Genomic DNA, 22,955 nt, shown 5'->3' on the forward strand with positions numbered 1-22,955 from the left:
CTGTTGGATACCGACGGTGTCATGAGTTAGAGATCAGGACTCAGTGGTGTTGAGGCGTTCATCGGCTGCTGCCCGGCCCCAGCGCTCACGCCTTGCAGCAGAACCCCGGCAAGGATCGCTGCCGCCAGCACTATCAGGGCGCAGATACCGGCAGCCGTCTGGAACGCCAAAGCGAACGCCTCTCGCGCTTTGTCGAGCAGATCGGAACCGAGTTCATCGGGCAAGGCCATGGCGACTGCCACGGCGCCTCCTAGCGTGTCCTGGGCGGCATCGATTTGTTGCACGGCTACCCCGTCCGCGACCACCCCGGTCATGCCGCTGCGATAGACGGCGGTGATGATGCTGCCGAGAACCGCGATGCCGAGTGCGCCGCCCAACTCGCTGCTGGTTTCCGCGATGCCGGAGGCAGCGCCGGCCTGCTCGGGTTCAACGGTCCCCACGATGATGTCTGTGGCCAAAGTGAACGCCGGCGCGAGGCCAAGCGAGAAGACACTGTAGCCAGTTACGATAACTGCGAGATCGGCCTGTCCGCCAACGCGGGTCAATACGAGAAAGCCTGTCGCCGCGAGCGCCAGGCCGGCAGCCATCACATAGGCCGGACGAACCCTGGCAGCCACGATTGGGGTCAGCGTCGAACCGGCGATGAAAGCGAAGGCGGAAGGCACGGTCCACAAGCCGGCTTCAAAGGGTCCCATCCCCAGCACCAGCTGGAGATATTGCGCGGTAAAGAGGAACGATCCGAACGCGACGAAGAAGCCGAGAACGTTCACCACCAATGAGGCGCTAAAGGCGCGCGAGCGAAAGAGCCCCAAATCGATCAGGGGATTTCTCAGCCTCTGCTGACGCAACGCGAAAGCTGCGCCGACGGCCAGGCCGAAAACAATGGAGAAGGCCGCCTCCCGCCCCAATCCGTATTCGGCGATCCGCTTGATGCCATAGATCACCGAAAGTACAGGGACGAGCGATAGCGCGGCGCTCAGAATGTCGAGCCTACCCGCTTCGGGATCACGATACTCTGGCAGGACCATCGGAGCGAGCACCAGCAACGCGACCATGACCGGGACCGCGACGAGGAACACGGAACCCCACCAGAAATAGCTAAGCAGGATACCTCCGACCAGCGGACCGATGGCGCCGCCTGCAGAAAAGCTGGCAATCCAGACGCCGATTGCAACCGTGCGCTCCTTCGGGTCGAGGAACATGTTGCGGATCAACGAAAGGGTGGACGGCGCAAGCGTCGCCGCGGCAATCCCGAGCAGCGCGCGCGCGATGATCAACATTTCGGCGCTTGTGGAGAACGCAGCAAAAACCGAAGCCATTCCAAATGCTACCGCACCGATCAACAGCAGCCTGCGGCGGCCGATGCGGTCGCCCAATGTGCCCATCGTGATCAGGCTCCCGGCAAGGAGAAAGCCGTAAATGTCAACGATCCAGAGCAATTGCGAACTAGACGGTTTCAGGTCGGCGCTCAGATGCGGTACGGCCAGGTTCAAAACCGTCAGATCCATCGAATAAAGAAGGCACGGCAATGCGATGACGGCGAGCCCGGTCCATTCGCGCCGTGTTGCTCTGGGAAGCGCGGTGACATCAGACATTTGCCAGATGCTCCGCCAGCATGTCGAAGCTCTCGCTCCAGCCTTGGATATGGCCGTCGCGGATTTCGACTGAGGTGAAGGGGGCCTGGTGGAAAGTCATCCTGGTCTTGCCTTCGTGTTCGGCAAACGTCACCGTCACCAGCGTTTCGTGGCCGGGGGTGCCATCCTCGGTCTCCCACGCATGGGTGAAAACCAGACGCTCAGGCTCGGTAACTTCGCGAAATATGCCCTGCTCGGCGGTCTCAGAACCATCCTTGCCGCGCGAACTGACCCGCCAAATTCCACCGGGTCGCAGATCCATCACACATGAAAGCGTCGTGTAGCCGCGTGGGCCCCACCACAGCCTGACGATCTGCGGCTGGGTCCAGATTTTGAAGACGAGCGCACGCGGCGCGTCGAAAACGCGATCAATTGCGAGTTCGCGATCCAGCTCTTTCTTCGGTTCAGTTGCTGGGGTCATTCTTCACCTCCTTGCTGAAGATCACGTAGATAGTCGTCGATGCGATCGAAGCGTTCTTCCCAAAACTTGCGGTAACGATCGAGCCAATCGTCGATCTCTTTGAGCCGATCAGCTTCGAGCCGGCATGGACGCCATTGCGCCTCGCGGCCGCGGGCGATCAGACCGGCGCGCTCCAGCACTTTGAGATGCCTTGAGATGGCCGGACCACTTATATCGAACGGCTCGGCCAGTTCGTTAACGGTTGCCTCACCCGAGGTCAGGCGCGCCAGGATGGCGCGCCGCGTAGGATCGGCAAGGGCTGCAAAGGTAGAGCTGAGGTGGTCCATCGGTCCCTGTATTTAACATTGTTGTTATATAACGTTATCGTTAAATACTGGGTTGGCTGCTTGCTGTCAAGCGTGGCGCGCCTTTCAGCGATGCGGCCTATCCGTTCGAACTGTCCATTTGACGAATGGCCGCCAATGTCGGGATAGAGGCGGTCAGAATTCCCCTTGGAAAAGGGTGGTGAACTCGGTCGTTCAGAGTGACTGGGTTGGCTCTAGGACCAATCCAGCCCGATCAGACGGCGGATGCGGCCGATATCGGTGCCGATGAAGGATTGCATGCCGATCGCCACCTGTTCCGGCGCCATGGCGGCGACGAAGCTGCGGAATTCGTCGTCCGACAGCGCTTCACCGGTCCAATGCACACGGCAGAATTCTTCCGAGCCGTGGAAATGGCCGGCGCCCTTCAGCACATCGTCGACATAACGGCCGTAGATCATGCATTCGGAGAATCGGCGCGCCGAGCCGATGACTTCGACCCAGCCGCGCGCGTGGACCTTCTCTATCTCGGCGCACATCGCCATCACCGTCTGCCTGCGCCAGGCGATCAGCGTCGAAATATAGTCGTGGGTCGAAACTTCGGATGGATCGATGCCAAGCGCTGCAGCGGCATTGCGGGACCAGATGCGATGCTCGTCGTGACCCTCGCTCGACAGCACGCCGTCGCGCCGGAACAGCCGCACCTTGCCGTCGTGCCAGAAGGCGCTCAGATCGAATGGTTTGACGAACGCGACGTCGGAATCGCAGAAGACCAGCACGTCTTCTGCCGCATGCGCAGCGATGGCGATGCGGCGCAGCTGCTGCACATGCCAGCCGCGAAGCGGCTGGGTCTTGAAACTGAGCCAGATGCGGCGGCGAAACAGGCTCATCGGATCGTCGAACACACGCAGCCAGCGCGGCAGCAGGTCGCGTTCGTCGACGACGGTGCGGCGGCCGTTTTCCAACTGGCGAAACAGCGCCACGTCGCGATGCTCAACCAGTATGTAGTGATGCGCCACGCCGGAGACATGGCGGTCGAGGGTCTCGCACAACAGACGGCAGCGCTCGAAATCCGGCGCATAGCTGGCGGTCACCACCGCCGCTGTCGGCGTCTGCGGCAGGACGCCCGTGTCGGCGGCGGCATCAGGCACGAAGCGGCTGTTCACCGCAACTCTCCGGCAGGCCTGGGTCGATGCGAGAATTTCTGCCTGACGGCACGCCACAGAAACACCGGATTGCCGACGACGTAGCGGCGCCACAGCCGGCCCGGCTCGATGCACAGGCGGAACAGCCATTCGAGCCTCAGCTGGCGCATCCACAGCGGCGCTCGCGGCACGGAGCCGGATAGGAAATCGAGCAGCGCGCCGACGGCGATCGGCAGCGTGCAGTGGCGAGCGTCGATATGACGGGCGATCCACAATTCCTGACGCGGCACGCCCATGGCGACAAGCAGCACGTCGGGCCGCAACGCCTCGATGCGGTCGACGATCGCCTGCTCTTCGGCGGGCGAGAAATAGCCGTCATGGATGACGACGAATTTGTGCTGCACGGCCAGCGCCGCCAGCTTGATCGACGCCGCCTCGGCGTTGGCGCGGGTGGCGCCAAGCAGCCCGACGGTCAGCGGCCTTGCCGATGCCTGCAGAAAGGCTGGAATGAAATCCGTGCCGTTGAGATTGTCCGGGAATGGCGCGCCATAGAGCAGCTTTGCCGCCAGGTCGACGCCGACGCCGTCGGGCAGGATGAGGAAATCGTCGAGCGCTTCGGCAAAGACCGGATCGGTATAGGCGATGTTGGCATTGTGGGCGTTGAGAAAACTGACCTTGGTGAAGTGGCGCTCGGCAATCAGCCGGGCCAGCAGCGCGATCGCGTCATCCCAGCGGATGGCGAGGACCGAAATGCCGAGGATCATCTTCAGCGTATCGAGCCCCAGGGCGGCGCGGGCGGTGTGCATGTTCATGCAAACACCTCCTGCCCGACCGGTCCGAGCCTTTCCAGGCCGAGCCTGATGGCGGCATCGAGCGCCTTCATTTGACTGCGATGGAAGGCGCTGCCGTCGACATCCCTGACATCGGCCGCCGCCGCTTCCAGCGCGCCGGCGAAGGCGGCCGGATCGTCCGACACCACGCAATTGGCCGGGCGATGGTCGATGCCCCGCAGCGAGCGGCTGGTAGCGACCGATGGCAGGCCGAGCTCGAAGGTTTCGATGGTCTTGAGCTGCACGCCGCTGCCGGCGGTGCTGATCAGCGGGATGACGGCGGCGCCGCGCACGAAAGCCTGCGCGTCGGGCACGCGGCCGACGAATTCGACGCCGGGATGCGCGGAGGTGATATCGGACGGCATGTTCCCGGCGATCCTGATGCGAAAATTCCGCCTGAGATGTGGCACGACTTTTTCCAGGAACCAGTCGAGGCCGATGCGGTTCGGCTGCCAGGTCCAGGTGCCGATCAGTGCCGCGTCGCAATCGATGCGGCGCGGCTTTACCGGCTTGGGCGCCGTGGCAGTGGTCACCAGCGGCAGCACCGCCGAGCGGTCGTCGGAGGCAACGCCGAGTGCGGCGCGGTCTTCCTCGGCCAGCGTGAAGACGAAGCGGGCCCGGCGGCAGAGCCGCTCTTCCATGGTCTTGAGGAGCCTCGCCTCGCGGGCAAACAGCAGGCGCTGGAAGCGACTGTTTGCTGCGGCCGCATTCTCCCTGGCCGAAGCATGTTCGACATTGTGGGCGACGAAGATCGATGGGCGGTCGGCGAACAGTTTTTCAAAGGCGCCAGCGAACTGCACGGAATTCAGGACATAGCCGTCGAAAGGGCCGAAACGTTCGATGGCGGCGCGGACTTCGCTGTCGGAAACCGCGCGCAGCTTCACGGAAGCGAAGGTGAGTCCTGACAGCATCGCCTTGCCGAGCCAGGCGAGCTTCCGCATCGCCGATGCGCTTTCCGTGCGCACATCGACGGCGCCGAGCACGATGGTGTTTTCGGGGTCGCTTGCCGCCTTGCCCGGCCAGATGAAGCCGATGACGGTGACGCGCACGCCGACGCGCCGCAAGGCGGCGATGATCGCAGCGTTGGAGATCTCATAGCCCGAAGCGAGTGCGCCGTCGGGCACGATCGATGTGGCGAACAGCAGATGCATCTCACCTATCCAGGCGTCAGCCACTATCAAAGCTGGGTGAACCCTTGATTAAGTCACGCAACGCAACGGATGAAAGGCACCGATCAGCAGGCTCGCTGCGAAAGGTGATTAACGAAACGTTATCATCGCGGTGCTATCGGAAGCCAGATTTAATACATGCGGCTGGAGCGGATGATCCCTTTGCCATCGGATGGTTCGGTATCGATCGCGGGACGCTCTCCGGAGCTCGTCGCCGACACCATCGAAGCCGTCGTCACGCTGCCGACTTTCAAGCGGCCGCAACTGCTCCTGGAAACGCTGGCGTCGCTCAAGGCGCAAACGACTGCCAGGCGTTTTGCCGTCATCGTCATCGAGAACGAAGCCGATGCGCGTGAAGGCGCCAAGGCGGCAGCGCCGCTGTTCGAGCGCGGCGATATGACGGGCATGGTCATCATCGCGCATGAGCGCGGCAACTGCAGCGCCTACAATGCCGGCTGGCAGACCGCGATCCTGCATTTTCCGGACTTCAGGCATTTGCTGGTCATCGACGATGACGAGATCGCCGACGCCGACTGGCTGGAGCGCATGTGCAAGGCGTCGGAGACGCTCGGCGCCGACATTGTCGGCGGGCCGCAAGTACCGGTGTTTGCCGATCCGGCCCATGCGAAATGGGCCGAGCACCCGGTGTTTGCGCCGCCCTATCGCGAAACTGGCCGCGTTGCGGCGCTCTATTCCTCGGGCAATCTTCTGGTCGGGCGCAACGTGCTCACCACCATGGGGCCGCCCTTCCTCGACCTCCGCTTCAATTTCATGGGTGGCGGCGATTCCGACTTTCTCAGCCGGTCGGCGCAGAAAGGGTTCGTGCTTGGCTGGTGCGCCGAGGCCAAGGTGCGCGAAGGCGTCCCGGCCAGGCGCGTCGAGGCCGACTGGATCCGTGCCCGATCCTTGCGCAACGGCGTGATCTCGACACTGGTCGAGAAGAAGAAACGCGCCGGCACACCGTTGGCCGGGGTTAAGGTTTTTGCTAAAAGCCTGGCGCTTCTTGCCGCCTCGCCGCTGCGCGGTGCAGTCAAGCTGGCGCGAACAGGCTCCCCGTCGACGGCGCTTTATCCCGTCTATGTCGCGCTCGGCCGCGTGCTTGCCGAATTCGGATACGCCAATGAGCAATACAGGCAGCCTGAGAAAAACTGACGAGCTGCTGCTGGGCGGCATCGTCACCCGCGACGGCGTGGCGACGGCGATTGCCGCGCTGTTGTTTGCCGTCATCATCGTGTCGTTCCGGCCGTTTCAGCCGGCAGGTGCGGAACTGACCGGCGACGGAGGCGACATCGTCAACCAGCTCGGCTTCAGTTCGCTCGGCGCCATTTCGATCTTCTCACTGCTGACGTTCGCCGACCCCAAGGTGGTGCGCTCGTTGCTCAGCCCGTCCTGGATCTTGATGCTCGGATTTTTCATGCTCTCGGTCATCAACGCGACCGACCCGTCCTCGGCGATGCGCGCGGCCTTCTTCACGCTGCTCGGCGTCTTGACGATAGCGACGGTCCTGGTGCTGCCGCGCGACGCCGACAGTTTTTCGAAAGTCATCATCTTCTGCGCAGTCGTCGTTATCGGCCTGTCCTATATCGGCCTCATCGTTTTTCCGCATGAAGCCCTGCACACGGCCGATTCGCAGGAGCCCGAACATGCCGGCCTGTGGCGCGGCGTCTTCGCCCACAAGAACATCGCCGGGCCGATCATGGCCTGCTTCAGTTTTGCCGGTCTCTATCTCTTCCGGCGCGGCCAGAAATTCTGGGGCGTGGCGATCTTCGGCGCGGCGATGGTCTTCATGCTGCACACCGGCTCCAAGACGACGGCCGGCCTGGTGCCGTTCTCGATCCTGATCGTGGTGCTGCCCGGCCTCATCGGAATGCGGTTCGGCACACCGGTCCTGTTTGCGCTGGCGATCATCGCGACGGCGATCGGCACGCTCGGCATCGTCTTCATCCCGCCGGTCAAGGAGCTGGCGGCGACCTACTTCCCCGACCTCACCTATACAGGGCGCACGACGCTGTGGGAGTTCTCGGGCGAGATGCTGGCGAAGAAGCCGTGGACCGGCTACGGCTATGAAAGTTTTTGGGGCACGCCGCTGCTGCTCAGCCAGGACCAGCCTTTCGACCGGCCCTGGGACATCAGGACCATCGTGCACGGCCATGACGGCTATCTCGACATCGCCGTGCTGATGGGCATTCCGGCGCTTTGTGTGGCCGTCTACACCTTCCTGATCGCGCCGCTGCGCGACTACATGCGCATCCCGCCGCGCAAGGAGAACATCTATCTCGGTGATTTCTTCATGATGGTGGTGCTGTTCACGGCGCTGAACGCTTTCCTCGAAAGCTTCTTTTTTCATCGCGGCGACCCGGTCTGGCTGTTCTTCGTGCTCGGCGTGCTTGGCCTGAGGCAAGTGTCGCTGCGGCCGATCGCGGTGCGCCGGCGACCTTGACCGGCTGGCCTGATCCAGCCAGCCTTGAGGGTCTTCCCCGCCCGTCGGTGAGCGTTTAAGGAGAAGCTTGTCTCGGAGGCTCTCAATGACGATCAGGCTTGTTCTCGCCGGCTGCGGCAATATGGGTTACGCCATGCTGGCGGGCTGGCTGAAATCCGGCAAGCTTGCGCCGCATGCCGTGTTCGTGGTCGAGCCCAATGCCGAGTTGCGCAAGCGCGCCGAGCATCTTGGCTGCGGTGTCGCCGAGGATGCCGACGGCATCCCGGTCGAGGCTGAGCCCGACCTCGTCGTCATCGCCGTGAAGCCGCAAGTGATCCGCGACGTCACCGCTGCCTACAAGCGTTTCGCCGACGGCAGGACCACCTTCGTCAGCATCGCTGCCGGCACGCCGGTCGCCACGTTCGAGCATATCCTCGGCCATCTCGCGCCGATCATCCGCTGCATGCCGAACACGCCGGCCGCGATCGGCAAAGGCATGATGGTGGTCTATTCCAACCCGCTGGTGACCGACGATGTCCGCCGTTTCGTCGCCGAGCTGCTGTCGGCGAGCGGGGTGGTGACGACGATCGACGATGAAGGCCTGATGGATGCGGTGACGGCGGTTTCGGGTTCCGGTCCGGCCTACATCTTCCACTTCATCGAGGCGCTGACAGTTGCCGCCGAGAAAGCCGGGCTGCCGACCGAGACCGCCAGGCTGCTCGCCATGCAGACCGTCTATGGCGCCGCAGCACTCGCCGCCGAAAGCGGCGAGGAGCCCGGCCTGCTGCGCCAGCAGGTCACCAGCCCCAACGGCACGACAGCCGCGGCGCTTGCGGTGCTGATGGGCGAGGAGCGGCTGACGAAGCTGCTGACCGAGGCGGTGGAAGCCGCGCGGCTGCGGTCGGTTGAACTCGGGAAGTAGACTTCAGCCCCCGTAAAGCATCTCATCCTGCAGCTTGCGCAGGGCGTACAGCCTTGTCGTCTGGTCGGGCGTGGCATTGTCCGTGGTCAGCAATTCGCCTTTCCTGACCGGTTTCAGCACCTTGCCACCCTCGAGCAAGCCGACCGGCACGGCGCGGTGGGCGCGCGCCTCTTCAGCGGTCATGGTCCAGGAACGGTAGCAGGTCTCGCCAATGGCATCGAACGTTTCGCCCACGGCGAGATCGCGCTTGGCGACCGCGCAGACTTCGGCGACCGGCTTCGGCAGCGGCACCATGTCGGGCCGGCCGTAAAGCATGATGCGCGCCGCGGTCAGCGGCACTTCCAGCGAGGTCAAATGATAGGGCCGGAAGAAGCTGTAGTAGGGACCATGGCCGATATGCAGATCGTCCATGCGCTCGACGATGCGCGGATGCGTGGCCTCGACGATGACGAAGACGCCGGGCGCCACGCCCTTGCCGATGGTGTAATCGACCACGCCCTTCTTCGACAGGATGCCGCCATCGGCGCGTGGAATGAGCACCTTTGCCAGCTGGTCGCGGTCGGCCTTGGGGCCGTGCATGCCAGGCACATCGGGCACCAGTCCGGTGGCGTTGGCGATGGCGCACATCTCGACCATGGTTTTCGAGCCGTCGACGAACTCGACCAGCATGCGCGGGTTCATGTTGCGGCGGATCGCTTCCTCGCGATAGTCGTCCGGCACGGCATCGTGGTTGAGTGGGTTGTTCTTGCCCTTGCCAGCCGAGACGATGGTGTAGCCGAGCGCCGAGGCGAACTCGATCAGCTCCATGCAGCTCGACGGCTCGTCGCCGGCGCCGACCGAATAGACGACACCGAGCCGGTCGGCCTGCTGCTTGAGATAACAGCCGATGGTGACATCGGCCTCGACGTTCATCATCACCAGATGCTTGCCATGCTCCATTGCCTTGAGGTCGAAATCTGCGGCGACACCGGGCTTTCCCGTGGCGTCGATGACGACGTCGATCAGCGGATTGGTGACCAGCGTCTCGTTCGAGGTGATGGCGATTTTCCCCGACTCGATCGCGGTGGTGACTTTCGATGCCGTGTCGGCCTCGACCACCATCGCTTCGTCGCCGTAGGCGATGCGGATGGCGTCACGCGCGGTGTGCGGGCGGCGCGTCGAGATGGCGCAGATCGAAATGCCCGGCATCAGCATGCCTTGCGTGACCAGATCGGTGCCCATTTCGCCGGAGCCGATGACGCCGATGCGCACCGGCTTGCCCTCGGCGGCGCGCCTGGCGAGATCGCGGGCCAGTCCGGTCAGGGCAACATTGGTCATGCAAGCGTGTCCACGGCTTCTTGATTTGCAGGCGGGAATAGCAGGGAACGACCCTGCTTTGCCAACGAAACCGGCGGACAGTGGCAATTTCTCCGACAATACGCCCCGTCGAACAGGAACAGGTGCGGCGTCACACCACCCTGACGTAGCTCGTCATGCCTGATTTCTGATGCTCGATGATGTGGCAGTGCAGCAGCCAGTCGCCGGGATTGTCGGCGACGAAGCCGAGCTGCACCTTCTCATTGGGCTGAATGAGATAGGTGTCGGAGATTACCGGCTGCACCTGGCGCGTCGACGACGACAGAACCTTGAAGCTCATGCCGTGCAGATGGATCGGATGCGATTGCGGCGTCAGATTCTCCATGTCGATGACATAGCCTTTGCCGAGCTTCAACTCGGCCAAGGGTGCGGTCGGGTCCGGCGTGTCGCCGGGCCATGGCACCTTGTTGATGGCCCAGAAACTGTAGCCGAGCGAGCCGCATATGCTATCGCTCGGCACGTTTTCGGCCGTGGCGCTGAGCGAGAGCGCAATATGCCTGGCGCTGGCGAGATCCACCTCCGGCACGGGGTTGACCTCTAGGGGCGGGAGATCACGCAGGTCCCGCTTGAGCGAGCTGCCGGTGCTGCGCAAGGTGGCGAGCGTCTTGGGCTTGGTGCCCCTGACGTCGCCCAGATTGACGATGGCGCCCTCCTGGTCGGGCATGCGAATGGCGAGGTCTATGCGCTGTCCCGGTCCAAGCAGCAAGGCATCGGGCGAAAAACGTTGCGGCACCGGATTGCCGTCGAGCGCGATGACCGCGGCCTCGGCGCCCTCGACGCGAAAGGCGTAGATGCGGGTGACGTCGGTGATGGCGACCCGCAGGCGCACCAGCCCGCCGGCCGGCGCGTCGAACTGCGGCTGGTCGAGCCAGTTGGCGGTGCGCACCGTGCCATAGGTTCCGGTTTTTGCGGCATCGCGCGGGCGGAACTGCTGGATGAACTGGGCGTCGTCGCCGAGCCGCCAGTCGCGCAGATTGACGACCGCCTCGGCGTCGAATTTCGGATCGTTGGGATTCTCGACCACGATCACGCCGGTCAGGCCGTGGCCCATCTGCTCCAGCGTGTTGCAATGCGGGTGATACCAGAAGGTGCCGGCATCGGGCGGCGTGAAGGCGTAGTCGAAATGATCGCCGGTATAGACGTAGGGCTGAACCAGGAAGGGGACGCCGTCCATCTTGTTTGGAACGCGAATGCCGTGCCAGTGGATGGTCGTCGGATCGTCGATGGCGTTGACGAGGCGCGCGGCGAAAGGCTCGCCCTTTTTCATCCGCAACACCGGCGGCATTCCGGCTTCACCATAAGTCAGCACGTCCCGGGTCTCGCCGACATCCATGAACTTCGCCTGGATCTTTGCCGTCTTGAGCACCACCGGCTCCGGAGCGGCCGCGGCCCAGCCGCCGAGCCTGGCCATCGCCGCAAGACCGACCCCGCCGACGCCGGCTACCGCGGCTGTTTTTAGAAGCCTGCGGCGGGTGACTACAGTCATCTAGCGCTCCAACTGAACATTGTCGCGCCAGTGTCGTGGATGGTGACGGCAACCGGCGCAAGTGCCGATACTGCCACATCGCTTCCCTGTCATGCCATGGCGAGCCGATGACATTTACTTGCGCTATAGCGTTAATGCCGGCGTCACGCCCATTCGTCCGCCCGCCGGAGCGCGGCACTCCAGTTTCAGTGCAGTTCGGCGAGCAGCGCCTGCGCTTCGGCGAGGTTCTTTTCCGAACCGGCGGCGAGATCGTCCATCTTCTTGTCGCGGAAGATGCCGAGCGCCTCCTGACAAGCGGCGATGGCTTCCTCGGCCATCGCTTTGTCCTTGCGGGCCGCGCCCAGATCGACCAGCACGTGATGCGCACGGCGCCGGCTGGCTTTCAGCTTGCGAGCGGATACTGTTCAGCATGGCCGCCGGATAATGCAATTCAGGCTTGACGGCTTCTTAAGGGAGGGTTTGCAATGACAACGGATTACACGCCGAAATTCGACCTTGCCGGCAAGGTGGTGCTGGTCACCGGGGCCTCACGCGGCATTGGCCGCGCCTGTGCGCTGGCCTGCGCCGGCTCTGGCGCCGACATGATCGTGGGCGTGCGCAGCAAGGCCGACGGGGCCGAGCTTGTTGCGGAGATCGAGCGCATCGGCCGGCGAGCGCTTGCCGTGCATATGGATGCGACCGATCTTGCCAGCGTGCGAAAGGCGGTCGCCGAGGCGCATACCGCCTTCGGCCGCATCGACGTGCTGGTCAACAATGTCGGGCTCGGGCCGGAAAACCTGGCCGAGAACGTCACCGAGGACGATTTCGACCTGACGGTGAACGTCAACCTTAAGGGCACCTTCTTCACCACCCAGGCGGTGGCGAAGCTGATGATTGCGCAGAAAGGTGGGCGCATCATCAACATCAGCTCGCAGGCTGGCACGGTGACGCTGAAGGGCGAGGCCATCTACTGCATGAGCAAGGCGGCGATAAACCATCTGACCCGCTGCCTGGCCGCCGAATGGGCGCAGCACGGCATCGCCGTCAACAGCGTGGCGCCGACCTTCATCTGGACCGATGGCACGCGGCCCTCGCTGGCCGAGCCGGAGTTCCACGCCCATGTGCTCGGCCACATTCCGCTCGGCCGCATCGGCGACCCGATCGACGTTGCCGGAACCGTGGTGTTCCTGGCCTCGCCGGCGGCCTCGCTGATCACCGGCGCCAACATCCTGGTCGATGGCGGCTGGTCGGTGGCTTAGAGCGCCCGGCATCCGTGCCGCGGTCAAAAGCGCGGCAGGCGCGCCGGCGGAATGGATGGCGCCATTGGCGACGGCGACCAGGCCCACAGGTGGAAGCGGCCTTCGCGCCGGTGCTATCTCTTCGACATCGTCGAACGCAAAAGCGTCTGCATATGCACCGGAAGGTCAAGTTCGCCGCGGGCCTCTATCTCCAGGAGATATCGAGCCTTGGCCAAGCGGTCGCCTTCTCCAGCCGCGGGATAAGCGCAGATGGCCAGCAACGCCTTCTCCTCATCCCGGCTCGCTCTTTCGCGGTCTGAGCGGTCAGCGCGCACGTCGCGAACGACCTTGCCGAAGGCAACGTAAGCTGCCCGGTGGGTTTCGATCAGCCCTTGCAGGTGATTGGACGATTGCTGTTCCTGTGGCGATGGCTTTGCGACGGCGGCTCTCGCCACAATGGTCGACGTGACAACGGCGCCACCCGATTGAAACAGCAAGGCGCGGCGATTGATCCTGGACGTGACACTATCTCCTCTTCACGCAATGGCAGGCGCAACGTGGTGCGGCGAGCACCATCGGCACCGTAACACGACCGTCTGCGCGTTTTTGTCAGGATGGTGAAATGGCCACGCGGCGCTGAGGCCGTTGGGCCGCTCGCCTCGGCTTGCAATGACCTCCGGCGCCACGCGCCGGAGGTTGGAATGCCGGAGGTCGGACATGATCGTCACCTCCGCCGGCGGCCCGGATGCGGCACGTCCTGCATGCATGCCGCCATGCAAGGCTGGAGCCTGGTGTCAAACGACCGTTATGAAACGAAGTCACCCCGGTCTTACGACCCTGACAGGCGTCACGATCGAATGGCTTTGCCCGACGCTGTCCGGGCCTTTAATGTTATCCATGACACGAAGCGCGGTATTGTTACGGGTATAATGTGGATCGCATCTATTTGACCGAAGATGCGGCCGGCGCCAGGCCGTGGCAGAGCATCGCCGACAGCCTTGCCGGCGACTGGACGGTCCGCCGCACGATGATCGATTTCCTTGCCGGTGCGACATACAATTTCACCGGCAACGCCGTGGTGACCGCGGATGCATTTACCGAGCGCGGCGTCATGCAAATCGGCGCTCATGCGATGCCGGCGAGCCGGGCTTACCGGCTTGAGCGGCGCGACCGTTCGATACGGATTCTTCGTGCCGACGGGAGCGACTTCATCGAGCTCGAGCCGAAGGCAACACAGATCGTCCAGCATCATTGCGGCGCCGATGTCTATGCCGGGCGCTTCTTGTTTCGCGGCCCCGACGAATGGGCCGAGGCGTGGCGGGTCAAAGGGCCGCGCAAGAACTACGCGAGCCTCAGCCGGTTTCGTCGCCTAGATGCCGGGGATGTTGAGCGCGCGAAACCTCTTCCAGGTAGTTGATCAAGACCCGGACTTTCGCAGGCAGGAATTTCCGACTGAGATAGATTGCGTAGAGGCTGAAGCCGGTCATGCTCCAGCCTTCCAGGATCGGTACCAGTCGGCCTGGATCACGAATGGCTGTTCTGGGACAACCAGGACCTGATGAACCAGCTTGGCCTAGGCAAGTAGATGACGAAGTCATGACCTCGTAGATCGAGCCGGAAAGGCCCCATGCGTCGAGTTGAACGTCCCTCAAGGAAACCCCGGCTCTGCCGGGGTTTCGCTTAAATGGAAAACAGACACGCTTGCCGCCGTTCGGCTTAGCGGTCGGCTTCAACCGTCTGCGCAAGGCAGCACAGCGGCGGTCAGGCCATCTTTGCCATTATCTTGGCCATATCCGCCGCGTCGAACGCTCTCAATGTCTGAGTTCTGATGTTGCCTAGCGATGCGATCGATAAGGCCAGTGCGGTCGCAGCAATGTCGTCGTCGGCTTCGGCAATCGCCACGACATCATGTTGACCAAGCGTCCACAACAGGGTGTGAACCTTGATGCCGTTCTTGCTGGCCATCGCCTTGAAGGCCTCAGCACGTTTCTGAGTATCCTTTATGGCCTTGATACCTTGATCTGTGAAATTTGACAGCAATACGTAATAAGCCATTTGTTCCTCCCATGGTGGGAGCGGGCGGGCACTCACGGCGCGTCCGCCGTCTCCCGGAACTACGATAACACGAGTCAGGTGCGCGAACCACTTGCGGTAAGGAAGGCCATGACCGCCGTTGGATGGTCGCGACTGCCCCTGGCAGTTTCTTCGGCGCGGCGGTCAGCTCGGAGGGGCGTTCGAAGGTGCGTCTTCCCGCCATGGCAGGGCGAAGGTCCTTCAGAATGACCGGCCGAGCGTAGTAGCGGCCGTCGCGGAATAAGAACTACCGATTGGCTCCGGGCCATGACGCTTGCAACCATTTGTTACGAATTTTGCAACAAGACAATGGCCGCAATGCCTTGCAAATCAAGGGCTTCAATGATTTCAAGGAGATAGGCTGGTGCTGCGAGAGAGGATTGAACTCTCGATTGTGTTAATAAAATCAACAACTTACGTGACTTTTTGTAACATTGTGACGGCCGTCGAAATGACCGCGCATGGCCATGAAGTCGAAGTGGTAGCGCTAGCCGAACAATGCGCGAGAATCAGCGGGCGCTTCGGAACGCCCCTTCAAGCTGTAATCCCAGAGGACATTGGTGACCCGTATACGATAATCGCGCAGTATGCCGTCACGCCCCTTAGCCATAATAATGCGATGCTCTTCGAGATTGCGCCAGTGTGCCAGCGCAGCTTCGTCGCGCCAGAGCGAAAAGGAGAGGAACTTTCCGGGTTCTTGGCAGCTCTCGAACCGCTCCGCCGAGATGAAGCCGTCGATGGACTCCAGTAGCGGGCGCAACTCTGCCGCTAGGGTATCGTAGTCACTTTGCCGATCCGGGTAGGGCCACAATTCAGAAATAACAGCAATCACAGGAAAATCTCCCACCCATTGTTAAAGCAAGTTAGGGATGAGACACCGCTAGCAAGTTAGAAATGCGACACTCATAGGGCGGCGGGTCGGTTCCTAGCAAAACCTTCTTGGCGCGGACGAGAGCGCCCGATCGGGCGTCAGCTGATAGGGGTTGCACAGCCCGATCGGGTGCGATCCAGTGAGGCTGCTTCGGCTTTAGCTTTGAGTGCCCGAGCTCTCGAAAAAAGCGCTGCATGGCGCGTTCTTTCCACGTAACTGTAACGCATGACGCAAGACGCGACTGCATCGATTACCCCTCGCAATATGCCAGCTGCATTCGGTGGCGGTGTAGTCATAGGTGCGCTCGGCGGGCTGATTGGTCTCGGCGGCGCTGAGTTTCGTCTGCCGCTATTGATTGGCATGTTCAACTTCGTTGCGCTGGAAGCAGTGATCCTGAACAAGGCGATGAGCCTGGTCGTGGTGGCCACAGCTTTGCCATTCAGGGCGCAGACAGTGCCCTTTGCCGACGTGGCGGCCCATTGGCCGGTCATCCTCAATCTGCTTGCTGGTAGCCTCTGGGGTGCCTGGTTCGGAGCAGGGTGGGCGACACGCCTCAAATCGGAAGCGCTCTACAAGGTGATAACCTTGCTCCTGGTCGTCATCGCGGCCGTGCTGTTGTTCGGTCACGATGCAACGACAAGTCAGGCGCTGTTCACCGGCACAGCATTGCTCGTAGCAGGGGTCATTGCTGGGTTCATCATCGGCATCGTCGCCTCGCTCCTCGGAGTCGGCGGCGGAGAGCTGCTGATCCCGACGCTGGTTCTGCTGTTCGGCGCCGATATCAAGCTGGCGGGCAGCCTGTCGCTCGCCGTGAGTCTGCCGACGATGCTCGTTGGGTTCACTCGCTACAGCCGAGATCAGAGCTTCTCGGTCATCGGCCGCAACAAGAAGTTCCTTCTGATCATGGCCGCCGGATCAACCATAGGGACATTCATCGGTGGCCAGTTGCTCGGGCTGGTGCCGAGTTACGCGCTGCTTCCGGCACTCGCGCTGATCCTGGTTATATCGGCCGTAAAGGTCTGGCGGCACAAGTAGTCACTCGGCTGCTTCCATTCACTCGGCTGCCTCCAGTCGCTCGGCCGCCTCCAGTCACTCGGCCGCCTCTATCCGAGCCATTGCCAGCGCCATCAGGTTCGCCGCCAAGCCGCCGCCGCACGGGCTGCCGGTGAACCCCGCGCAACCGACTGCTTGCGCCAGTCATCCGACGACGCTGTGTTCGATCGATGTCGCCGCCGGAGCCGACCGCCACGACGTCACATTCTGATTGAGCACCGCCGCGAACAATCCTCCCAGGGCGCCCACAGGCTCGCCGGAACCGAGGACATAGCCGAAGAACCTGCCGGTGGATGGCCGCCCATGCTCGGCGATCGACTTGAAGTCCTGCAGGACATCCGGACCTCGCCCCTCCTCGGCCCAGGGCCGCGAGAAGAGTTCCGTTGTTTGTTTACCACTGGTCGATGGAAAGGCCGGACGTTCATCGGGCGACGCCCCATAGGTCCTGGCGAGGTCTATCGCCTCGTCCGCCAGCCGCGACAGTTGCTGATTGGAGATTTCGAGCGCGTTCATAAAGTCCTGCCCTGCCGGCGAGCCGACGTTCAGTTTCGTCGACCGACATTTTCATTTCCAAGTGTGCCGCGATGACAGACAAGGCTTCGGCATCCGCATGACGAGTCCGATCGATCGAAAGCATAACTGTCACCATCCTCAAATGACTCCCAGGCCGGCCCTGATCTCGGCAACCGAGCGAAGCTGCCGCCCGTCCGCGAAATTGCCAGGATCGAGCCAAGCCTCAAAAGCTGAGCGATGGGCCGGCCATTCGCTGGAAAGCATCGAATAGACACAGATGTCGCAAGGCTTGCCCTTCAGGAACAGGCCCTGGCGCTGCGTGCCCTCATAGACGAAGCCCAGCCGGTCGGCCGCCTTGCGCGAGCGCTGGTTGGTCGAGGTGCATGTCCATTCAAGGCGCCGGTAGCCGAGATCGTCGAAGACATGGCGCAGGATCAGGTAGAGCGCCTCGGTGGCCAGCCGCGTGCGCTGCAGCGGCGGCGTGTAGAGCACATAGCCGAGCTCGACGACATGATGGGCGGGTCTTGCCTCCATGAGGCAGAGCCATCCCAGCGGCTTGTCGTCGACGCCGGCTACGGCGAAGAAGGCCCGTTTCTTGTCAGCCACCAGTTCTGCGACATGGTCAGCGAAAGCTTGCTCACTGGCGAACGGGCCGACCTTCATGTCGACCCATGTGGCATTCGTGTGCTCGTCATGCGAGAGCGGGTAGAGACAGGATCCGTCGCGCTCGGCGTCGAGCGGGCGCAGGCTTCCCCAGCGACCGACCAGCACGACGGCAGCGGGAACCGGAGCGTCGCCCGGCGGGATCTCACCCGGTTTCGGATTTGATGACACGGTCGCCCCGACGCGCTGGCTAGTTCCAGTAGCGGAATACTCTGCCCATTCTGTTGGGCATCATGAAAATCTCCTCCGCGCGGCGAAACCCGGCATCCCGCCCCATGCCGAGCCATGTGTCGGCGGTTTCGGGGAAATCGGCCACAAGCATATGCCGTTTCATGGCAGCGAACTCCTCGTCGGAAAGGGTTGACCATCTATCGCGCTGCAAGGAGAAGCGGGCGAGCCAGGCAGCGCGATCCTCTCCCTCGAACAGGGTCGGCTCCCAGATGACGAATAGGCCCAGGCCGCCCAAGGCCCTGCGGGCGTGCCGCATCAGCCTCGCCTTGCCTTCGGTCGCCAGGTGGTGCAGCGACATGCCGATCCAGATCACGTCGACGGGTTCCGACCAGTTCGCCATCGCTTCCGCGAAATCGCCGCGGCGCAGCTCGACCGGGCACGGGAGCCCTTCGAGCGCGCGATCGGCCAGCCTCAGTGACGCTTCCGACAGGTCGATGCCGACGTAGCCGCCGATCGCGGTCGTCTTCAGCATCGCGGCCGAGGCAGCAGCATCGCCGCACGCCACGTCGAGGAACCGAAACGACCCTGGAGCATGCTCGACGAGCAGATCGCGCAGGAGCCCGTAGACCTCGCGGTGGAACATGAGGTTGGTGGCCACGACCCTGCGATACGTCTCCAGCTCCTTGTTGAATATGTCCTGGGTGCCGGTTGCCTCGTCAGCTGACGTCACCGGCATGCTCTCGCTCGACGAACTTGCCATGTATCCTCCCAAGGAACATTGATGGGACACCGCTAGGGCGCGGCACCAGCTGCGTAGAGATGCAAGGCGCGGAAGACCGCCGTGTGGCCAGGGGTCGCAATACCGAACTTGATGCCCAACTCGTGCATCCGCCCGGACAGCCAGGCGACCTCGATCGGCTTGCCTCTTTCGAGGTCGTTGGCCATCGACGATTTTACGTGCGGGGGGAATGCGGTCCATCTGGTCATGACGCGCCCTTCGAACCCCTCGGCCATCGGATGGCCGGCCGCCGCCGCGACCGCCATCCCCTCGTCGCGCAGTTGCTCGATGAAGATGCGTGCCTGGGGGTCGTCGAGGATCGGACCGATCCCGGAGCGCATGAGCGACGTCCCTCCGGAAAAGGCCGCGAGCGTCACGAACTTCTCCCACAGCACATTGTCGATGTCGGCAACCGGCTTCAGCTCGAGCCCTACAGCACGATCGCAGAGCGCCTGAAGGTCCTTGATGAGAGGGTCGCGATGCCCGCCGACCAGGATGTCACGCAGCCCGCCAGCGTGGACGACTTCTCCCGGCTGTTTGATGAATGCAGACAAGTAGGTGGCTCCGCCAATCACCTGGTCGCCAGGAACATAACGACCGAGCGTTTCGACGCTGTCGATGCCATTTTGCAACGTCACGATACGCGTATTCCTGCTTATCAGCGGTCCCAGCGCTGCTGCGGCCTTCTCACTGTCGTAGAGCTTGACCGCAAAAATCGCGAGATCGACGGGACCGATGTCGGCCGGCGCGTCGCTCGCGGACACCCTGGGGAGAAAGACGTTGCCGAGATCGCTTTGAATTCGCAGGCCGCCCTTGCGCATTGCCTGCAAATGGGCACCGCGAGCAATGAAGCTGACGTCGCCCCCCGCCTCGGCGAGCCTTGCGCCGAGATAGCCGCCGATGCCGCCCGCCCCTATCATTGCGATCCGCATGCCGCTCTCGACGCCAGCTGCCGCGATTAGCCGCGAAGCTGGAATAGCATTCGCCGGATCAGTGAATATAAGCATTTCCTTGAATACAAGGCCAGCCCGGTGCCGGATGTGGCGCCTTCAAGACTGACGTCAGCGCCTATCTGACGCAGCACGCGGAGTTGTTCGTTCCTGTGTTTGCAGCGCAGGCATCGATGAGGTCATGCGGCACGGGTAGCCCGGCCAAGATCTGATCTCATTAACACGCGAGCAGTGCCTTTCCGTATTTGGCCCACAGCTGTTCGCAATCTCTGGCTCGAAGAGTTGGAGTCCCCAGGTCGCCATATACGACCATTGCGGCACGGACATCGTAACCCAAGATCGGAGCATTGGCGACAAACTGAACCGCCTCGCCCAGTCGGCGGACGTCAAGAGTGGCATCGGTTTTATTGGTGCTATCGAACACACCCAGGATCTGGGCTTCCTTGTTCCTCACTGCCAAAACTGCCGCAAGCGCTTCTTCGGTCATCATGTGGCCTGTCGACCAACCGTTTCAGGAATTTTCATAGCGCGTCGCGGCGTGTCCAGATTGCCCAGGACGCTTCGCGACATTTTTTGATTGCATCTTGCCGCGAACCATTCGGCGCTATCGCGCGTCAAACCGATGAGGCATTGGGTAGCGAAATCCGCCGGCACGTCCACGATGGTGTCAATTACGGCCCAGGTGTCGATCGGCTCCTGCAAGATCAGGAATCTCATATTAGTCACTCCTAATGAAATAACTCGCGAGGAGTGCCGCTGTTCCGCCGCGGGGTGCTGCGCCGCCGCTCCGCGTAGAAACTGCTGAAGACCCGCTGGAACCGGATGAGTTACCGCCTAAGGGTCCCGGCTGGGTGCTCTCTGTATTTGAGATGGAACCGCAAGTCCCAGCGGCCTCGCGGCAATGTCGAACGCAATCTTGGCGCCGCACATAGGAGCACCGACCTCGGGCCGGCGCGCCAGGGGCGCTCGGATCGTCAAGGGTGAAGTGTTAGCGTATCTGAATGAGCCTTGAACCTGCTTGGCCGGTTCGCCGTTCTTTCTCGTCGCCATCCCCCGACTATCAGGCCCCACCCTCGTAGAGTTCAATGGGGAGTCCGTCAGGGTCCGCAATGAAAGTAAACGAACGTCCTGTGTAGGGATCTATTCGGATAGGCTCAACTTCCACGCCTCGCGCCCGAAGTAACCGGGCGGTCACCTCAACCGAGTCGACCGAGAATGCTAAGTGTCGCAATCCGCATGCCTCAGGCCTAGTGGGCCGGCTCGGTGGTGCTGGAAAACTGAACAACTCAATCTGCACAGGTCCATGGCGCAAGTCGCACTTCCAAGATTGCCTTTCGGCGCGCCAATTTTCGTCCACCACAACGAAATCGAGCTTGTTCGTGTAGAACTGCTTCGAGACCTCGTAGTCACTGCAGATGATTGCGACATGATGGATTCCCAGAAACATCGAATTGGCCTTATGTGAGCGCGGACAAAGCAAACAGAGCGATCACAAGTCATGCTTTAGACCCGCGAGGATCCGCTTCGGTGTGAACGGGGTGCGGCGGAACCTCACCCCAGTAGCATCGAATCGCGCATTACCAAGAGCCCTGCGCCGCCTCGCCCGCTGCTCAGGTTGCAGGTGTGTAAGGTTGGGGACCGATCACCGTCCTTTGGAACGCTCTGCCATCTTGGACATTGCATGGAAGCAGGAGGTGACACCATGCCCAATTTCCGCTTTGAGATCGTAGAGTTCGGCAAAACCACGACATTGGAGCAGGAGCTTTCCAGCGCCGACCTGGCCAGCCCGAGAGCAATCGAAATGGCCCATGCCGCCCTGTCGACAGGATCCTCGACCGGCGCTGATCAATCGGGCTCGATTATCAAGGTTTACGACGAGGCAGGCTATCTGGTTGCCACCGTCAATTTTTCCGACGTAGTGCGTGATAATTCCGAGCTGCGATCTCGCGATAGTAATCCGCCCACCGAAGAGCCGGGTGTGATGCGGTCTGGTTGATCAATTTCAAACAGCTATGTCAGCCACCCGTCTTGAGGGCGCGATTTTGTTTTCTGCGTTCGATGCTCCGGGCGTTTCGACGAGCAATTCTCAGTTCGGCAAGTGTCGGTTGCCACCAGCCCCTCGAACGTTCGTCCACTCCTGGCGGACTGCGTGCGGGCCACGTCCTGACCAATTCGGGGAGCGTGGCCGAACGCCAGCGGCCCCAAACGTAGTCGCATTGCGATTGGAATGAAGCCGTCAACTCAAAAGGCTCAACGAATTCGCCGGACACTTCATTGAAAACGACGATGCCGTATTTCTCTGTCGCAACTGGCCGACCAAGAGGCGGCAAATCTTCAGCTGGCAGTGGATAGCGATGGCGGCGACGTTCGGCATTCCGCTGTTGTGCGGCCTTGTAGGCTTCAGTCTTTCTGGCGACCTCTCGTCGTCGCTTCCTTGCTTCGGGTTCGGCATGTTGGGCAGCCCGTTCGATCCTGGGCCACCGTCGCCGTAGCTCCTCATACGATCGGAACGGCACCCGCCAGGCCCGCAATTCGTCGTCCCAACTTGCCCACGGAACTGCCCGCAGTTCCTCGAGAATCGTCTTCGAGTAAGGCGTGCGAACACGTAGGTCGTCCGACACCTCCAGGTATGGGCTCGATATCGGATCGAAGGCGAAGGCATCACGTCCCTTGCTGTCTCCGTGAATGGCCAACATCTCTGCCTCTTGCGCCAACCAGCGGTCGATCCGGCGGGTGGCCGTCTTTCCCGGGACGAACCAGCTCTTGCGCACATCGCTCCACCTCGCTCGCGGAAAAGCGTGTCGAAATCGCTCGACGGCCATTCTATCGAACGGAAAGCGCGCTTCGGCACCGGGGGGGCCTTTTTTCTGCGGCACGAGATTAGCGTCCGATTTTTCCGCAATGCGCCATCAATCTGTTTCGCACAGAACGATCAGCAACCTTTATGGTTCATGCGTGAACGGAGACACGCCAGACCCAATA

The 22,955-nt window shown here is 62.2% G+C and carries 27 protein-coding genes; 7 read left to right on the plus strand and 20 right to left on the minus strand.

Annotated features, from left to right (window positions below):
- Window positions 1-26 precede the first annotated feature (26 nt).
- The 6 genes from JQK88_RS25610 to JQK88_RS25635 all read right to left on the minus strand — a co-directional run bounded on the left by JQK88_RS25610 (window position 27) and on the right by JQK88_RS25635 (window position 5,483).
- Window positions 27-1,595 carry an MFS transporter gene (locus JQK88_RS25610; RefSeq protein ID WP_203279846.1) on the minus strand — a complete coding sequence of 523 codons (1,569 nt, stop codon included), beginning with the start codon at window positions 1,593-1,595 and terminating at the stop codon, window positions 27-29.
- Complete coding sequence (locus JQK88_RS25615; protein ID WP_192248258.1) at window positions 1,588-2,055, minus strand: SRPBCC domain-containing protein; 468 nt, start codon at window positions 2,053-2,055, stop codon at window positions 1,588-1,590. Before JQK88_RS25615 ends, JQK88_RS25610 begins: the two co-directional genes overlap by 8 nt.
- Window positions 2,052-2,381, minus strand: coding sequence for an ArsR/SmtB family transcription factor (locus tag JQK88_RS25620; protein WP_192248261.1), 330 nt, complete (start codon window positions 2,379-2,381; stop codon window positions 2,052-2,054). The genes JQK88_RS25615 and JQK88_RS25620 overlap by 4 nt, the downstream gene beginning before the upstream one ends.
- 212 nt (window positions 2,382-2,593) lie before the next feature.
- The gene (locus JQK88_RS25625) at window positions 2,594-3,523 is read right to left on the minus strand and encodes a DUF6492 family protein (protein ID WP_192248264.1); all 930 of its coding nucleotides are present in this window, start codon (window positions 3,521-3,523) and stop codon (window positions 2,594-2,596) included.
- Entirely contained in the window at window positions 3,520-4,314 is a 795-nt protein-coding gene (locus JQK88_RS25630; protein WP_192248268.1) for a WecB/TagA/CpsF family glycosyltransferase, read from the minus strand. The genes JQK88_RS25625 and JQK88_RS25630 overlap by 4 nt, the downstream gene beginning before the upstream one ends.
- Window positions 4,311-5,483, minus strand: a complete 1,173-nt coding sequence (locus tag JQK88_RS25635) for a glycosyltransferase (RefSeq protein WP_203279847.1) — start codon at window positions 5,481-5,483, stop codon at window positions 4,311-4,313. The genes JQK88_RS25630 and JQK88_RS25635 overlap by 4 nt, the downstream gene beginning before the upstream one ends.
- 171 nt (window positions 5,484-5,654) lie before the next feature.
- On the opposite strand from JQK88_RS25635, the gene JQK88_RS25640 reads away from it, so the two are divergent.
- From JQK88_RS25640 to proC, 3 genes are all read left to right on the plus strand, one after another.
- Entirely contained in the window at window positions 5,655-6,653 is a 999-nt protein-coding gene (locus tag JQK88_RS25640) for a glycosyltransferase family 2 protein (protein ID WP_203279848.1), read from the plus strand.
- Complete coding sequence (locus JQK88_RS25645) at window positions 6,622-7,941, plus strand: O-antigen ligase family protein (protein ID WP_203279849.1); 1,320 nt, start codon at window positions 6,622-6,624, stop codon at window positions 7,939-7,941. Before JQK88_RS25640 ends, JQK88_RS25645 begins: the two co-directional genes overlap by 32 nt.
- An 85-nt stretch (window positions 7,942-8,026) precedes the next feature.
- Window positions 8,027-8,842, plus strand: coding sequence for a pyrroline-5-carboxylate reductase (gene proC, locus JQK88_RS25650; RefSeq protein WP_192248280.1), 816 nt, complete (start codon window positions 8,027-8,029; stop codon window positions 8,840-8,842).
- Between the two features lie 3 nt (window positions 8,843-8,845).
- On the opposite strand, the gene JQK88_RS25655 is transcribed toward proC, so the two are convergent.
- From JQK88_RS25655 to JQK88_RS37020, 3 genes are all read right to left on the minus strand, one after another.
- Window positions 8,846-10,159: an NAD(P)H-dependent oxidoreductase gene (locus JQK88_RS25655; protein ID WP_192248283.1), complete on the minus strand. Its 1,314-nt coding sequence runs from the start codon at window positions 10,157-10,159 to the stop codon at window positions 8,846-8,848.
- Between the two features lie 130 nt (window positions 10,160-10,289).
- Window positions 10,290-11,684 (minus strand): multicopper oxidase family protein, encoded by a 1,395-nt coding sequence (locus tag JQK88_RS25660; RefSeq protein WP_192248286.1) that lies wholly within the window; start codon window positions 11,682-11,684, stop codon window positions 10,290-10,292.
- Window positions 11,685-11,869: 185 nt separating this feature from the next.
- On the minus strand, window positions 11,870-12,001 hold the full coding sequence (locus JQK88_RS37020) for a hypothetical protein (RefSeq protein ID WP_281434900.1): 132 nt from the start codon (window positions 11,999-12,001) through the stop codon (window positions 11,870-11,872).
- A gap of 147 nt (window positions 12,002-12,148) precedes the next feature.
- On the opposite strand from JQK88_RS37020, the gene JQK88_RS25665 reads away from it, so the two are divergent.
- The gene (locus JQK88_RS25665; protein WP_192248292.1) at window positions 12,149-12,922 is read left to right on the plus strand and encodes an SDR family NAD(P)-dependent oxidoreductase; all 774 of its coding nucleotides are present in this window, start codon (window positions 12,149-12,151) and stop codon (window positions 12,920-12,922) included.
- 113 nt (window positions 12,923-13,035) lie between these two features.
- On the opposite strand, the gene JQK88_RS25670 is transcribed toward JQK88_RS25665, so the two are convergent.
- Complete coding sequence (locus JQK88_RS25670; RefSeq protein ID WP_210388381.1) at window positions 13,036-13,398, minus strand: hypothetical protein; 363 nt, start codon at window positions 13,396-13,398, stop codon at window positions 13,036-13,038.
- A 449-nt stretch (window positions 13,399-13,847) separates the two neighbouring features.
- On the opposite strand from JQK88_RS25670, the gene JQK88_RS25675 reads away from it, so the two are divergent.
- Window positions 13,848-14,318: a DUF6314 family protein gene (locus JQK88_RS25675; RefSeq protein WP_203279850.1), complete on the plus strand. Its 471-nt coding sequence runs from the start codon at window positions 13,848-13,850 to the stop codon at window positions 14,316-14,318.
- A 344-nt stretch (window positions 14,319-14,662) separates the two neighbouring features.
- Here JQK88_RS25675 and JQK88_RS25680 read toward each other — a convergent pair whose 3' ends face one another.
- Both JQK88_RS25680 and JQK88_RS25685 read right to left on the minus strand, forming a co-directional pair.
- Complete coding sequence (locus JQK88_RS25680; RefSeq protein WP_203279851.1) at window positions 14,663-14,956, minus strand: GYD domain-containing protein; 294 nt, start codon at window positions 14,954-14,956, stop codon at window positions 14,663-14,665.
- A gap of 505 nt (window positions 14,957-15,461) precedes the next feature.
- Window positions 15,462-15,806: an antibiotic biosynthesis monooxygenase family protein gene (locus JQK88_RS25685; protein WP_203279852.1), complete on the minus strand. Its 345-nt coding sequence runs from the start codon at window positions 15,804-15,806 to the stop codon at window positions 15,462-15,464.
- A 264-nt stretch (window positions 15,807-16,070) separates the two neighbouring features.
- Between JQK88_RS25685 and JQK88_RS25690 the strand changes: the two genes are divergently transcribed.
- Window positions 16,071-16,880 (plus strand): sulfite exporter TauE/SafE family protein, encoded by an 810-nt coding sequence (locus JQK88_RS25690; protein WP_203279853.1) that lies wholly within the window; start codon window positions 16,071-16,073, stop codon window positions 16,878-16,880.
- A gap of 162 nt (window positions 16,881-17,042) precedes the next feature.
- On the opposite strand, the gene JQK88_RS25695 is transcribed toward JQK88_RS25690, so the two are convergent.
- The 7 genes from JQK88_RS25695 to gloA2 form a co-directional block, all read right to left on the minus strand.
- Window positions 17,043-17,411 (minus strand): hypothetical protein, encoded by a 369-nt coding sequence (locus JQK88_RS25695; protein ID WP_246750036.1) that lies wholly within the window; start codon window positions 17,409-17,411, stop codon window positions 17,043-17,045.
- Window positions 17,412-17,549: 138 nt separating this feature from the next.
- Entirely contained in the window at window positions 17,550-18,245 is a 696-nt protein-coding gene (locus tag JQK88_RS25700; protein WP_203279854.1) for a GNAT family N-acetyltransferase, read from the minus strand.
- 19 nt (window positions 18,246-18,264) lie between these two features.
- Window positions 18,265-19,005 carry a class I SAM-dependent methyltransferase gene (locus JQK88_RS25705; protein ID WP_203279855.1) on the minus strand — a complete coding sequence of 247 codons (741 nt, stop codon included), beginning with the start codon at window positions 19,003-19,005 and terminating at the stop codon, window positions 18,265-18,267.
- 32 nt (window positions 19,006-19,037) lie between these two features.
- Window positions 19,038-19,955 carry a ketopantoate reductase family protein gene (locus tag JQK88_RS25710; RefSeq protein ID WP_246750038.1) on the minus strand — a complete coding sequence of 306 codons (918 nt, stop codon included), beginning with the start codon at window positions 19,953-19,955 and terminating at the stop codon, window positions 19,038-19,040.
- 235 nt (window positions 19,956-20,190) lie between these two features.
- On the minus strand, window positions 20,191-20,463 hold the full coding sequence (locus tag JQK88_RS25715) for a hypothetical protein (protein WP_203279856.1): 273 nt from the start codon (window positions 20,461-20,463) through the stop codon (window positions 20,191-20,193).
- Entirely contained in the window at window positions 20,460-20,690 is a 231-nt protein-coding gene (locus JQK88_RS25720; RefSeq protein WP_203279857.1) for a hypothetical protein, read from the minus strand. The genes JQK88_RS25715 and JQK88_RS25720 overlap by 4 nt, the downstream gene beginning before the upstream one ends.
- Window positions 20,691-21,033: 343 nt before the next feature.
- Window positions 21,034-21,420, minus strand: a complete 387-nt coding sequence (gene gloA2, locus JQK88_RS25725) for an SMU1112c/YaeR family gloxylase I-like metalloprotein (protein ID WP_203279858.1) — start codon at window positions 21,418-21,420, stop codon at window positions 21,034-21,036.
- Window positions 21,421-21,675: 255 nt separating this feature from the next.
- On the opposite strand from gloA2, the gene JQK88_RS25730 reads away from it, so the two are divergent.
- Complete coding sequence (locus JQK88_RS25730) at window positions 21,676-21,969, plus strand: hypothetical protein (protein ID WP_203279859.1); 294 nt, start codon at window positions 21,676-21,678, stop codon at window positions 21,967-21,969.
- Window positions 21,970-21,988: 19 nt separating this feature from the next.
- On the opposite strand, the gene JQK88_RS25735 is transcribed toward JQK88_RS25730, so the two are convergent.
- Window positions 21,989-22,795: a hypothetical protein gene (locus JQK88_RS25735; protein WP_376740453.1), complete on the minus strand. Its 807-nt coding sequence runs from the start codon at window positions 22,793-22,795 to the stop codon at window positions 21,989-21,991.
- Between the last annotated feature and the right edge of the window lie 160 nt (window positions 22,796-22,955).

The sequence above is a fragment of the Mesorhizobium caraganae genome (assembly GCF_016836705.1).
GTDB classification, from domain to species: domain Bacteria; phylum Pseudomonadota; class Alphaproteobacteria; order Rhizobiales; family Rhizobiaceae; genus Mesorhizobium; species Mesorhizobium caraganae.

Bases quoted from the DNA above. Each gene is read 5' to 3' on its own strand.
- JQK88_RS25610 (WP_203279846.1), bottom strand. From the start codon at position 1,595: ATGTCTGATGTCACCGCGCTTCCCAGAGCAACACGGCGCGAATGGACC.
- JQK88_RS25615 (WP_192248258.1), bottom strand. From the start codon at position 2,055: ATGACCCCAGCAACTGAACCGAAGAAAGAGCTGGATCGCGAACTCGCA.
- JQK88_RS25620 (WP_192248261.1), bottom strand. From the start codon at position 2,381: ATGGACCACCTCAGCTCTACCTTTGCAGCCCTTGCCGATCCTACGCGG.
- JQK88_RS25630 (WP_192248268.1), bottom strand. From the start codon at position 4,314: ATGAACATGCACACCGCCCGCGCCGCCCTGGGGCTCGATACGCTGAAG.
- JQK88_RS25635 (WP_203279847.1), bottom strand. From the start codon at position 5,483: ATGCATCTGCTGTTCGCCACATCGATCGTGCCCGACGGCGCACTCGCT.
- JQK88_RS25640 (WP_203279848.1), top strand. From the start codon at position 5,655: ATGATCCCTTTGCCATCGGATGGTTCGGTATCGATCGCGGGACGCTCT.
- JQK88_RS25645 (WP_203279849.1), top strand. From the start codon at position 6,622: ATGAGCAATACAGGCAGCCTGAGAAAAACTGACGAGCTGCTGCTGGGC.
- proC (WP_192248280.1), top strand. From the start codon at position 8,027: ATGACGATCAGGCTTGTTCTCGCCGGCTGCGGCAATATGGGTTACGCC.
- JQK88_RS25655 (WP_192248283.1), bottom strand. From the start codon at position 10,159: ATGACCAATGTTGCCCTGACCGGACTGGCCCGCGATCTCGCCAGGCGC.
- JQK88_RS25660 (WP_192248286.1), bottom strand. From the start codon at position 11,684: ATGACTGTAGTCACCCGCCGCAGGCTTCTAAAAACAGCCGCGGTAGCC.
- JQK88_RS37020 (WP_281434900.1), bottom strand. From the start codon at position 12,001: ATGGCCGAGGAAGCCATCGCCGCTTGTCAGGAGGCGCTCGGCATCTTC.
- JQK88_RS25665 (WP_192248292.1), top strand. From the start codon at position 12,149: ATGACAACGGATTACACGCCGAAATTCGACCTTGCCGGCAAGGTGGTG.
- JQK88_RS25680 (WP_203279851.1), bottom strand. From the start codon at position 14,956: ATGGCTTATTACGTATTGCTGTCAAATTTCACAGATCAAGGTATCAAG.
- JQK88_RS25690 (WP_203279853.1), top strand. From the start codon at position 16,071: ATGACGCAAGACGCGACTGCATCGATTACCCCTCGCAATATGCCAGCT.
- JQK88_RS25695 (WP_246750036.1), bottom strand. From the start codon at position 17,411: ATGAACGCGCTCGAAATCTCCAATCAGCAACTGTCGCGGCTGGCGGAC.
- JQK88_RS25705 (WP_203279855.1), bottom strand. From the start codon at position 19,005: ATGGCAAGTTCGTCGAGCGAGAGCATGCCGGTGACGTCAGCTGACGAG.
- JQK88_RS25710 (WP_246750038.1), bottom strand. From the start codon at position 19,955: ATGCGGATCGCAATGATAGGGGCGGGCGGCATCGGCGGCTATCTCGGC.
- JQK88_RS25715 (WP_203279856.1), bottom strand. From the start codon at position 20,463: ATGATGACCGAAGAAGCGCTTGCGGCAGTTTTGGCAGTGAGGAACAAG.
- JQK88_RS25720 (WP_203279857.1), bottom strand. From the start codon at position 20,690: ATGAGATTCCTGATCTTGCAGGAGCCGATCGACACCTGGGCCGTAATT.
- gloA2 (WP_203279858.1), bottom strand. From the start codon at position 21,420: ATGTTTCTGGGAATCCATCATGTCGCAATCATCTGCAGTGACTACGAG.
- JQK88_RS25730 (WP_203279859.1), top strand. From the start codon at position 21,676: ATGCCCAATTTCCGCTTTGAGATCGTAGAGTTCGGCAAAACCACGACA.
- JQK88_RS25735 (WP_376740453.1), bottom strand. From the start codon at position 22,795: ATGGCCGTCGAGCGATTTCGACACGCTTTTCCGCGAGCGAGGTGGAGC.